Source organism: Kitasatospora sp. NPDC059973 (assembly GCF_042737525.1).
Taxonomy (GTDB): Bacteria; Actinomycetota; Actinomycetes; order Streptomycetales; family Streptomycetaceae; genus Kitasatospora.
The window spans coordinates 1-11,104 of record NZ_JBHWUI010000222.1; the positions used below are offsets into that span (position 1 = coordinate 1).

Sequence of the window (11,104 nt, forward strand, 5' to 3'; positions counted from 1 at the left end):
CCGCTGGGCGGTGCGTCCCCTCCGTCGTTCTCCCGCGGCTCCCGGCTCAGGGGGCGCGGCTCAGGGGGCGGGCGTCTGCGTCAGGTCGTAGAAGGTGGTGCCGCCCACCGTCTTCGCGGTGAAGTGGCTCGCCACCCAGGTCTCGATCTGGGCGGTCTGCGACTCCTGGGCGCCGCCGTCGGCACCGGTGGTCGGACCGGCGGTCGCGGCGGGATCGGTGCCGGTGCCGGTCCCGGTCCCGGTGCCCGTGCCCGTGCCGGGGCCGGCCGTCCGGCGGGAGCCGCCGCTGATGAACCAGTGCACCTTGCCCTCCCGGACGTACTGCCGGAAGGCGTCCAGGCCGAGCGACGGGTCGGTGCCGTTGAAGCCGCCGAGGGCCATCACCGGTTCGCCCGAGGCGAGTTGGTAGCTGGCGGCGGTCTGCGAGCCGCCGGTCGCGGCGGCCCAGGTGTAGCGGTCGGCGTCCTGCCGGAGCAGGGCGGCGGCCTCGTCGCTCACGGTGGCGCCGTTCAGCAGCCCGCCGATGCCGCCGGGGGCGCCGCCGGCCATCCCGCCGCCGCCGAAGCCACCCGTGCCGCCGAAGCCGCCGGCGGCGCCGCGTCCGTTGCGGCCGCCGCCCGTCCCGTCGCCGCCCGTGCCGTCGGTGCCCGTGCCGCCCGCGCCGTTCGGGGCCCCGCCGGGCAGCTGCCCGGGCGCGCCGCCCTGACCGGGCGAGCCCTGCTGCCCGTTGAGGAAGAACCGGCCGTCGCCGCCGGGCGGCATCCCGCGCATCCCGCCCGGGCCCATCCCCCGCCCGCCCGCGACCGCCGGACCGGCCGTCACGATCGAGCCGGTGTGCGGCGTGTTCACGGTGTCCACCGCGTACGCCGCCGGACCGCCCAGCGCCGCCGCCAGACCCACCAGCCCGACCGTCGTGGCGAGCCGTGCCGCCAGCCGCCCGGCCAGCAGCAGCGCCGCCCCGGCGGCGAGCCCGCCGACCAGGACCGCCCAGCGCAGCCACGGCAGGAAGTCCGCGCTGCGCCCGAGCAGGACGTACGCCCAGACCGCCGTGACCGCCAGCGTGGCGCCCAGCACCGCGGCGTAGGGCAGCCGGTGCCGGACCCGCCAGAGGCCGTCGACGCCCATGCCGACCAGCGCCGCGACCGCCGGGGCCAGCGCCACCGTGTAGTACTGGTGGAAGATGCCGGACATGAAGCTGAAGGTCAGCGCGGTGCAGACCAGCCAGCCGCCCCAGACCAGGAAGGCCGCCCGGGCGGTGTCGGTGCGGGCGTAGCGGCGGGTCGCCCAGAGCCCGAGCAGCAGCAGGATCAGCGCGGCCGGCATCAGCCAGGCGATCTGCCCGCCGATGTCGCCGTCGAACAGCCGGGTGATGCCGGTCTCGCCCCAGCCGCCGCCGCCCATCGCGCGGCCGCCGCCGGGCGGTGCCTCGGCCCCGCCCATCAGCCGGGCGCCACCGCCGCCGACACTGCCGGTCTCGTCGCCGTTGAGCCGGCCGAAGCCGTTGTAGCCGAAGGTGAGCGAGAGGAAGCTGTTGTCCTGCGAGCCGCCGATGTACGGGCGGGCCGAGGCCGGCACCAGCTCGACCACCGCCACCCACCAGCCGCCCGCCACCACCATGGCCAGGCCGGCGGCCAGCAGTTGCCGCACCCGCCGCCAGAGCCCGGTCGGCGCGACCACCAGGTAGACCAGCGCGAACGCGGGCAGCACGAGGAAGGCCTGGAGCGTCTTGGTGAGGAAGGCCAGCCCGAACATCACTCCGGTGAACACCAGCCACCGGGTACCGGCCGCCTCGGTGGCCCGCAGCAGGCCGTACGCGGCCAGCGTGAGCAGCAGCACCAGCAGCGCGTCCGGGTTGTTGAACCGGAACATCAGCGCCGCCACCGGGGTCAGCGCCAGGGCACCCCCGGCCAGCAGGCCGCCGAGCGGCGAGAACCGGCGGCGCACCGTCGCGTACAGGGTGGCCACCGTGGCGACCGCCATCAGCGCCTGCGGGGCCAGCACCGACCAGGAGGAGAGGCCGAAGAGGCGGGCGGAGAGCGCCATCGGCCAGAGCGCGAGCGGCGGCTTGTCGACGGTGATGAAGTTCCCGGCGTCCGAGGAGCCGTAGAAGAAGGCCTTCCAGCTCTGGCTGCCCGCCTGGGCGGCCGCCGAGTAGAAGGAGTTGGCCCAGCCGGAGGCGCTCAGGCCCCAGAGGTAGAGGACGGCGGTGGCGGCCAGCAGCGCCAGCAGCGCGGGGCGCACCCAGCGCGGGTCGTCGGCGCGGCCGCGCCAGGACCGGGCCGCCAGGGTGCGCAGCCGGCCGGCCCAGGACGACGGGCCCTTGGGACCGGCGGCGGGTGGCGGGCACGGCGGGAAGAGCGCCTCGGCCGGCGCGGGGGCGGGAGCCGCTCCGGGGACGGGGGCGGGGCCGGGGAGCCCGGGGGCCGGCTGCGGCACCTCCGGCGGCGGATAGTTCGCGGCCTCCGGCCACGGTTCGCCGGCCGGAGGGGAGAAGCTGGTCGTGGTCATGGACGCTACGCTCGGCCGCCCGGCTGAGAGGACCGTGAGACCGGGCTGTGAGCCGTCTCTAATCCTGCCGGGGCCGTGCGGACGGCCACGTGCGCACGGCCCCGGCGGCCGCGGCGGGTCGGTGCGCGGTGGCCGTGCGGAGGGGTGTGCGCGGCAGGGTGTGCGCGGCGGGTGCTACGCGGCCTGGGGCATCGTCAGGTGCTTGCCCAGCCACTCCATCGCCGGCGGGATCTCCCGCGTCCAGGTGTGGAAGTTGTGGCCGCCGGTGTCCAGGGTGATCGTGGAGAGCTTGGTCGGCGCCTTGAACGCCTTCACCATGTCCTGGGTGGCGGCGTAGTTGTTCTCGTCGTGGGCGGTGGCCAGCAGCAGCGAGACCGGCGCGGCCGGCTGGTTCTGCAGCCGCCACAGCAGGTCGTTCTCCTGCTTCAGCCGGCTGTCGCCGCCGAAGAGGTCACCGGTGGTCTCGTCGATCGGTGCGGTGTAGTAGCCGGAGAGGGAGACGGCGGCCCGGTAGGCGTCCGGCTTGCGCAGCGCGAACTTCAGCGCGCAGTAGCCGCCGGTGGAGTTGCCGATCACGGCCCGGTTGGCCGGGTCGGTGCCGATCCGGTAGGTGGTGCCGAGCGCCTTGGGCAGGTCGCTGGTGAAGAAGGTCTCCACCTGCGGGCCGTTCGGGACGTCCACGCACTCGGTGTCCCGGTTGTTGACGAGGGTCGGCCGCATCATCACCAGGATGGTCGGCGGGAGCTTCTTCTGGTCGATCGCCTCCAGCGCGGAGGCCGGGTACTGCATCAGCGAGATCAGCTTCTCGGGGGTGCCGGGGTAGCCGGCCAGGACCAGGGCCATCGGGAACTTCTGCTGCGCGAAGTCGGGCTGGAAGTACTGCGGCGGCAGGTAGACGAACCCGTCGGTGCTCAGGCCGCTGCCCGCTCCTTTGACGGAGACCTTGTGGATCAGGCCGACCCGCTCCGGGTTGGAGCCCTGCTGGGCGTAGAACTTCTGCTCGCCGGTGATGGCGACGGAGGCGTTCGGCTGGTGGTCGACCACCGTGCCCGGCCCGCCGTTGGTGCCCAGGAGGTCGGTCCAGGAGCTGTAGAAGCCGAAGTAGCCGTTGGCGATCAGCCCCATCGCGACCAGCACCGAGATCTGGGTGGCGAGGAAGGCGCCGATCCGCCCGAGCCAGGCCTGCCAGCCGCGCCCGCCGAATCTCGGCCAGAGCCACATCGTGGCGGCGAAGACGCCGATCGCGAGGAGGGACGCGATGATCTGGAGGGGGAGTCCCGTAAGCCTGAGCACGTGACCGATCGTAGTTGACGGGCGGTGGCACCCCGTGCGCCCCTCTCTGCGCCCTGCCTGCGCCTCAACACGCCCCTTGTGCGCCCTGTTGACCGCGTGACAAAGGCTCGGGATCATGTCCGCGGGGAATGCACGGAGCGTGCATGAGAGATCACCGGGGGAGCGGGCATGAAGTCCTTCGTCAAGGTCGGCCTGGCGGCTGGCACAACGCTGCTGCTGGCGGCGTGCTCCAGTGGAGGGTCCGGAGGGGCGGACTCCTTCGGCCTGGGCCCGGGCAAGAGCGCCCCGGCGTCGGCGAGCGCCAGTGCGAGCCCCAGCCCGACCCCCACCCCGACCCCGACGCCGACCAAGCCGCCGTACGGGCCGGTCCTGGTGAGCTACATCGACCCGGTCAGCGCCGCGCTCGGCAAGCTCAACGCCTCCGCCGGTCTGGACGCCTTCGCCACCACCCTCCAGGAGGCGGCCACCGCCGCGTCCTCGGCCGGCAGCGGCCTGGGCCTCGCGGGCGAGCCGGCGGCCGTCAGCACGGCGCGGCGCCAGCTGGTGACGGCGCTCGGCCAGCTCTCCACCGACCTGACCAAGGTCCGCAGCGACATCAAGGCGAAGAACCTCTGTGCCACCACCTCGGCCTTCGCCCAGGTCGGCCTCTCCGAGGGCCTCAAGGCGGTGCCCCCCGCCCTCGCCCAGATGGCCGCCGCCGGGTACCCGACCACCTTCAACGTCCCGCAGACCCCGCAGCTCCAGACCCGGTCACTGGAGAACGGCACCATGGTCCGCTCGGGCCGCCTCAAGGGCGAGGGCGTCCTCAACGTCGACAACGGCGGCAGCTCCGACGCGGTGGTCTCGCTCGCCCAGAACGGCAAGTCGATCCACTCGGTCTACGTCGGCAAGGGGAAGAAGGCGTCCATCGAGGGTGTCGAGGACGGCACCTACGACGTCTTCTTCGCCGGCGGCGTCGACTGGGACCCGACGCTGAAGGCGTTCACCCAGAGCTGCGACTTCAGCAAGTTCGACGACAGCATGGCCTTCGAGACCGGTCGCACCTACACCTCGTGGTCCATCACCCTCCAGCCGGCGGTCGGCGGCAACGCCAAGACCAGCGACGTGGACGAGGACACCTTCCCGCAGCCGTAGCGGAAGAAGTACCCGCGGCGGACCGGGAGCCCGCGGCGCCGTCGGCCGGCCCGGCCGGCGGCGTTGTCCTGCGTGGGGTGCCGTCCCGTGTCGCGGGCGACGTGCGCCGGGGCGGCGAGCGGTGTGCCGACAAGGACGGGCAGATCCAGGTGCCGGTGGTGCCGGCGGGGGCGGGCAGGTCCCGGGCGGGCCTCGGAATCTGCGACATCTGACGGTTCACCCGGTGGCACCGGTCCTGCCGCCGCACCGCCGGGCAGGCCCGCGGGCGGCGCCGCGGACCTGTGGTGCACATCTCGAACCTGCCTCCCGGGTAGCAGGTTTGGGGCGGGGCGCGTGCTGCGACCTCGGGTGATGGGGCGTAGGGCGGCGAAGGCCGTGGCAGCGGCGCGGAATCGGTGGCGCGAGTTCTGTCGGCATGGTTGACCCGTTGAGGTGGGCATGGCACTTTCGTGCGGCGCGGGCGTCCGCGACCGGTCGTACGCCCCGCAATCCCCCACAAGGAGAAGCATGTTCAAGAGACTTGCCGCCCTCGTCGGCGCAAGCGCCGTCGTCGCGGGTGGGCTGACCCTCGCCGCGACCCCCGCCCAGGCGGTCCAGGCCGGCGATCTGACGTCCACCATCGCGCTGAGCAACTGCTCGGCCTCGCTGGTCCGTTACCCCTCGTCGGTGGACACCGACCGGGCCCTGATGCTCACCAACGGCCACTGCCTGCCGACGATGCCGGCGGCCGGACAGGTCATCCAGAACCAGAGCGTCAGCCGCAGCGGCACGCTGCTCGGCTCCTCGGGCAACTCGCTCGGCACCGTCCAGGCGGACAAGGTCCTCTACGCGACCATGACCGGCACCGACGTCGCCCTGTACCAGCTGACCGACACCTTCGCGTCCATCACCTCGAAGTTCAGCGCCACGGCGCTGACGATCAGTGACACGCACCCGGCCGACGGCTCGGCGATGTACATACCCTCGTCGTACTGGAAGCAGGTGTGGAACTGCTCGGTCAACGGGTTCGTCGACACCCTGCGCGAGGACGAGTGGACCTGGCACGACTCGCTGCGCTACAGCGCGGGCTGCAACACCACGCACGGCACGTCCGGTTCGCCGATCGTCGACGCCGCCACGAAGAAGGTCGTCGGCATCAACAACACCGGCAACGACGACGGCCAGATGTGCACCCTCAACAACCCGTGCGAGGTGGCGGCCGACGGCACCACCAAGGCCACCAAGGGCCAGAGCTACGGCCAGGAGACGTACTGGTTCACCACCTGCCTCGGCACCGGCCGGGCCATCGACCTCAACGTCAGCGGCTGCCTGCTCACCAAGCCGGCCGGCACCAGCGTCTCGGTGACCAACCCGGGCAGCCAGAGCACCGCGCTGAACGGCTCGGTCAACCTGCAGATCTCGGCCTCCGGCGGCACCGCCCCGCTGACCTTCACGGCCACCGGCCTGCCGACCGGCCTGTCGATCAGCTCCAGCGGCAAGATCACCGGCACCGCCACGGCCGCGGGCACCTACAACGTGACCGTGACCGCGAAGGACGCCGCCAACAAGACCAGCACCGCCGCCTTCACCTGGACCGTCTCCGGCGGCGGTGGCGGCACCTGCACCCCGGCGCAGCTGCTCGGCAACGCGGGCTTCGAGACCGGCAGCGCCGCGCCCTGGACCGCCTCCAGCGGTGTCGTGGACAACAGCGCCTCGCAGGCCGCGCACGGCGGTTCGTGGAAGTCCTGGCTGAACGGCTACGGCTCCGCCCACTCGGACAACCTCTCGCAGGCGGTGGCCGTCCCGGCCGGCTGCAAGGCGTCGCTGAGCTTCTACCTGCACATCGACACGGCGGAGACCGGCTCGACGGCGTACGACAAGCTGACCGTCTCGGTGAACGGCACCGCGCTGAAGACCTACTCCAACGTGGACGCGGCGGCCGGCTACCAGCTGCGGACCTTCGACCTCTCGTCCTACGCGGGCCAGACGGTCACCGTGAAGTTCGCGGGCACCGAGGACGCCTCGCTGCAGACCAGCTTCGTGATCGACGACACGGCGCTGCAGACCAGCTGACGCCTGCGCCGTAGTCCCCTCGGCCGCCCGGTCCCCGACCGGGCGGCCGTTCGCGGGTCAGAACAGCCGGTGCCCCTTCACCCAGACGCTGCGCTTGCCGTTGGCGCCCACCAACCGGAACTTGTTGATGCCGGGGTAGGACCAGCCGACCCGGAAGAAGCTCAGCCCGAAGACGAACGCGAGGAAGGCCCACAGGAGCAGGAGCCCGAAGCCGTCCGTCGCGTCCGGGTCGTTCTCGTCCACGGTCTGCCCGCCCAGCTGGACCAGCATCGGAACGACGACCGCCAGCGAGAGCAGCAGCACCGCCCCCACCACCAGGTAGATCCACCGCTTCCGGCGCGCCGTGGAGCGGCTCTCGACCCTGGCGCAGAACGCCCGCCGGCACCGATCGCAGGTGAACGACGCCACCGCGCTGCCCTGTGGAGGGCGCTTGCGGTCCTCGCCCGAGATGATGCCGATGCTCCAGTTGACCCTCGTGGCGGTGAGCCCGGCCTCGACGCTCACCCGGCACCCCAGCGCGATCGAGTACCGCTCCTCGATCGACGGATTCCTGACTCCCATACGTCCCCCCCTGCCGCCCGCGCCCGCCGCGGGTGAGCCAGGGTACCGCCCGAGGCCGGTCCGAGGGGTCGGAATGCAGCCCAAGTTCCTTCATTTCCACGTGTGTTGATGTCAGTTGGCTCCGGGGTGGTGAGAGTGGCCCTCTGGAGGTGCCCCTTCTCTGGTGTCGTCGGGTGCCGGTGCTGCTCCTGGCCACCGGGGGCTTCCTGGTGGGCGCCGGGGGACCGCACGCGGCCCTGCCCGCGGCGCCGGTGGCACCGATGACCTCGGAGGAGGTGACGCGGCTCGTTTCCGGGCTGCTGCCGCCGGGTTCGGTCGAGGTGAGCTACGCGGGTACGCCCGGTGTGGCCGGGGGCAACGGTGACGTCTACCGGACCGACGGGACGTTCCTCTTCGACGACGGCAAGGGGGCCAGCATGATCTCCTGCACCGTCGACCGCACCGAGCTGGCCCCCGGGGCGGGCGCCGTCTGCATGGACCCGTTCAGCACGCTGCAGGACTCCTGCGAGCGCACCGACGGCCCCGACGGGTCGGTGCTGGTGATCGACAAGTTCCGGGACCGGACCGACCCGGCCCAACGGGAGTGGCGCGCGACCTTGGCGGCGCCGGACGGCCGCCGGATCCGGATCATCGAGCACAACGGCCGGCCCGCCGCGGCGAATCGGGAGGAACCGCCGCTGGACGCCGAGCAGTTGCGCGCGCTGGTGACCTCGCCGGCCTGGCAGCGGGTCGTCGACGCGCTGCCGGCCCGGGCCAACCCGCCGGTGCCGCCCGGCCCGTCGGCCACGCCGACCGGCGACCCGACCCCGTCGGCGGCCGACGTGCTCGCCCGGCTGGTGCCACTGCTGCCGCCGGGTACCACGCAGACCGCGGGGGCGGGGCCAGGTCCGCCCCGTGGGGTGGGTCACGGTGCGGTGCGGGGGATCTGCTGCTGCCACGCGCGGGTGGCGGGGGCCCGCTCGGCGGGCCACGGCGCGGGGCGGGCCGGAGCCTGCCCGCGCCGCAGGCGTCAGCAGTCCGACCCTGGGGGAGGATGCCGGCACTGTCCTGGTGAGCGGGCCCCGGCGGGGCGCGACGGGGGCGTCAGGCCTTGCTGAGCCAGGCGGTGGCGTTGAGGGCGAGGGCGGCGTTGGTGCCGGCCGGGTCGTTCCAGCCGTTGAAGAGGGTGTTGCCGGACTGCCCGGTGCCGTCGTCGGCCGGGGAGCTGTCGCCCCAGATCGCGACCCGGCCGCTGCCGTAGCCGCTGGTGACGAAGAAGGCACCGGTGGTGCCGCTGTAGCCGGTCCGGTAGAGCAGGCCCTTGACGGAGGGGTTGTCGGCGGGCTTCAGGGTGAAGGTGGTGCCGGAGCGCAGGATCGAGCCGGTGACGGTGCCGAAGGCGCCGTGCAGGACGGGGTCGGCGGGGTCGTTGACGGCGCGCGGGTTGTCGGTGGAGATGTTCTTGACGTCGACGCTGAAGCCGAAGGGGTCGTTGTTGTCCACCCCGTTGTTGGTGAGCAGGTCGTTGATGACGGCGGGGGAGTCCCAGCCGTCGTTGTTGCGGTCGCTCTGGTTGTGGTCGGAGATCAGGAAGAGCCCGCCGCCGTTCTGCACGAAGCGGATCAGGGCGGCCTTCTCGGTGGCGCTGAAGCGGACGTTCGGCTCGGGCACCACGAAGGTGTCGAAGTTGGCGAGGTCGAGCGCGGCCCCGGTGCCGTAGCTGATGGTGGAGCCGGCCGGGAGGGTCTTGAGGCTGTACTGGCCGGTCTTCTGCAGGGCGACGCCCCAGGCGGAGAGCGCGCCCGTCCAGCTCTTCTCGGTGCTGGGGCTGGCGTTCTGGGCCAGCGGGTCGGGCTGGCTGGTGGAGATGATCCAGTCGGCGTTGCCGGCGGTCTCGGCCTTGGTGTTGTCGAACAGCACCCGGTGGGGGGCGGCGGCGGTGGCCGCGGTGGGGGCGGCTGCGGTGCCGGCCGCGGTGCCGGCCGCGGTGCGGGCGGTGGGGGAGGCCGAGGCGGTGGGGGCCAGGCCGGAGAGGCCGGCCGCGAGGAGGGCCGAGGCGACCAGGGCGGCAGCCGTTCTCATGCGGATCATGTGCCGTTCCTCCGTGGGGAGTTGAGGTGTCGGCGCCCGAGTATTCGCGCGTAGATCTGAGTATCCGCGCACGGTCCGTCCGGTGAAAGCCTCCGGAGGTTACGGGTATTTGTACGGTACATGGCGATCTTTGGGAGGACCGGAGCGCTTCCGGAACGCGCCCTCCGCGCGCCGTCACGTCCCGACCGCCCCGGACCAGTACTTGCGTATGACTTGCAAGTACTTCCTCGCCGAGGGAAAGATGGCCCAGCTCCGCCCGCTCCCCCGAAAGGACGACACGATGTCCAGCCCCGCCGCAGGTGCCACCGCCGTCAGATGGCGCGACCGGCTCACCCGTGAGGAGTGGATCCGCCTGGCCGGCATGGGCGGCTTCATCCTCGCGCTGCACGTGATCGGCTGGTTCACCCTCCTCGCGGTCATCGCACCCGAGCACTACGACGTCGGCGGGCAGGTGTTCGGCGCCGGGATGGGCCTCACCGCCTACACCCTCGGCATGCGGCACGCCTTCGACGCGGACCACATCGCGGCCATCGACAACACCACCCGCAAGCTGATGGGCCAGGGCAAGCGGCCGCTCTCGGTCGGCTTCTGGTTCTCGCTGGGGCACTCCTCGATCGTCTTCGGCCTCTGCGCGCTGCTCGCCTTCGGCATCCAGTCGCTGGCCGGCCAGGTCGAGTCCGACGACTCCACCCTGCACGACACGACCGGCCTGATCGGCGTCTCCGTCTCCGGGACCTTCCTGCTGCTCATCGGCCTGATCAACCTCGGCGCCTTCAACGGCATCCTCAAGGTCTTCCGCAAGATGCGCGAGGGCGAGTTCGACGAGGCCGAGCTGGAGCAGCAGCTCGACAAGCGCGGCTTCATGAACCGCATCCTGGGCCGGGTGACCAGGGCCGTCACCAAGCCCTGGCACATGTACCCGGTCGGCCTGCTGTTCGGCCTCGGCTTCGACACCGCGACCGAGGTCTCGCTGCTGGTCCTGGCGGGCGGCGCGGCCGCGTTCCAGCTGCCCTGGTACGCGCTGCTGGTGCTGCCGGTGCTGTTCGCGGCGGGGATGAGCCTGCTGGACACCATCGACGGCTCGTTCATGAACTTCGCCTACGAGTGGGCGTTCTCGAAGCCCGTCCGCAAGATCTACTACAACCTGACCGTGACCGGTCTCTCCGTCCTGGTCGCGCTGGTCATCGGCTCGATCGAGCTGATCGGGCTGCTCGGCGAGAAGCTGGACATCACCAGCGGGCCGGTCGCCTGGATCGGTGAGCTGGACCTCAACTTCGTCGGCTACGCCATCGTCGGCCTCTTCGTGCTCACCTGGGCGGCGGCGATCGCCTACTGGAAGCTCGGCCGGGTCGAGGAGAAGTGGTCGGCGGGCCTGGCGAGCGCGGCGGAGAAGGCCGAGTAGCGGCGGGGCTCCGCGGGCGGGCGGTCGGCGCCGGCCGCCCGGAGCGCGCGAACGGCGGGCCGGGGGGGGGGGGGGCCCCGGGGG

Annotated in this window: 8 protein-coding genes; 4 read left to right on the forward strand and 4 right to left on the reverse strand. The window is 72.6% G+C overall.

Annotated elements, in window-relative coordinates; translation table 11 throughout:
- Window positions 1-60: 60 nt before the first annotated feature.
- Entirely contained in the window at window positions 61-2,508 is a 2,448-nt protein-coding gene (locus ACFWA9_RS35505) for a glycosyltransferase family 39 protein (protein WP_380393018.1), read from the reverse strand.
- A gap of 174 nt (window positions 2,509-2,682) precedes the next feature.
- Window positions 2,683-3,801 carry an alpha/beta hydrolase-fold protein gene (locus ACFWA9_RS35510; RefSeq protein WP_329487115.1) on the reverse strand — a complete coding sequence of 373 codons (1,119 nt, stop codon included), beginning with the start codon at window positions 3,799-3,801 and terminating at the stop codon, window positions 2,683-2,685.
- 168 nt (window positions 3,802-3,969) lie between these two features.
- On the opposite strand from ACFWA9_RS35510, the gene ACFWA9_RS35515 reads away from it, so the two are divergent.
- Together ACFWA9_RS35515 and ACFWA9_RS35520 are read left to right on the forward strand one after the other, a co-directional pair.
- Complete coding sequence (locus ACFWA9_RS35515) at window positions 3,970-4,935, forward strand: hypothetical protein (RefSeq protein WP_352290372.1); 966 nt, start codon at window positions 3,970-3,972, stop codon at window positions 4,933-4,935.
- Between the two features lie 507 nt (window positions 4,936-5,442).
- Window positions 5,443-6,987 carry a putative Ig domain-containing protein gene (locus ACFWA9_RS35520; RefSeq protein ID WP_380393022.1) on the forward strand — a complete coding sequence of 515 codons (1,545 nt, stop codon included), beginning with the start codon at window positions 5,443-5,445 and terminating at the stop codon, window positions 6,985-6,987.
- Window positions 6,988-7,044: 57 nt separating this feature from the next.
- On the opposite strand, the gene ACFWA9_RS35525 is transcribed toward ACFWA9_RS35520, so the two are convergent.
- Window positions 7,045-7,548, reverse strand: coding sequence for a hypothetical protein (locus ACFWA9_RS35525; RefSeq protein ID WP_352290374.1), 504 nt, complete (start codon window positions 7,546-7,548; stop codon window positions 7,045-7,047).
- Window positions 7,549-7,721: 173 nt separating this feature from the next.
- Here ACFWA9_RS35525 and ACFWA9_RS35530 point away from each other — a divergent pair, with 173 nt between their 5' ends.
- Window positions 7,722-8,645, forward strand: a complete 924-nt coding sequence (locus ACFWA9_RS35530; RefSeq protein WP_380393025.1) for a hypothetical protein — start codon at window positions 7,722-7,724, stop codon at window positions 8,643-8,645.
- On the opposite strand, the gene ACFWA9_RS35535 is transcribed toward ACFWA9_RS35530, so the two are convergent.
- Window positions 8,632-9,618, reverse strand: a complete 987-nt coding sequence (locus ACFWA9_RS35535) for a hydrolase (protein ID WP_380393027.1) — start codon at window positions 9,616-9,618, stop codon at window positions 8,632-8,634. The two genes, ACFWA9_RS35530 and ACFWA9_RS35535, sit on opposite strands and share 14 nt — an antisense overlap.
- Window positions 9,619-9,898: 280 nt before the next feature.
- Here ACFWA9_RS35535 and ACFWA9_RS35540 point away from each other — a divergent pair, with 280 nt between their 5' ends.
- Window positions 9,899-11,020 carry a HoxN/HupN/NixA family nickel/cobalt transporter gene (locus ACFWA9_RS35540; RefSeq protein ID WP_329492064.1) on the forward strand — a complete coding sequence of 374 codons (1,122 nt, stop codon included), beginning with the start codon at window positions 9,899-9,901 and terminating at the stop codon, window positions 11,018-11,020.
- Window positions 11,021-11,104 lie beyond the last annotated feature (84 nt).

Excerpts from the sequence above, each read along its gene's own strand:
- ACFWA9_RS35505 (WP_380393018.1), bottom strand. The coding sequence starts at position 2,508 with ATGACCACGACCAGCTTCTCCCCTCCGGCCGGCGAACCGTGGCCGGAG.
- ACFWA9_RS35520 (WP_380393022.1), top strand. The coding sequence starts at position 5,443 with ATGTTCAAGAGACTTGCCGCCCTCGTCGGCGCAAGCGCCGTCGTCGCG.
- ACFWA9_RS35540 (WP_329492064.1), top strand. The coding sequence starts at position 9,899 with ATGTCCAGCCCCGCCGCAGGTGCCACCGCCGTCAGATGGCGCGACCGG.
- ACFWA9_RS35515 (WP_352290372.1), top strand. The coding sequence starts at position 3,970 with ATGAAGTCCTTCGTCAAGGTCGGCCTGGCGGCTGGCACAACGCTGCTG.
- ACFWA9_RS35535 (WP_380393027.1), bottom strand. The coding sequence starts at position 9,618 with ATGATCCGCATGAGAACGGCTGCCGCCCTGGTCGCCTCGGCCCTCCTC.
- ACFWA9_RS35525 (WP_352290374.1), bottom strand. The coding sequence starts at position 7,548 with ATGGGAGTCAGGAATCCGTCGATCGAGGAGCGGTACTCGATCGCGCTG.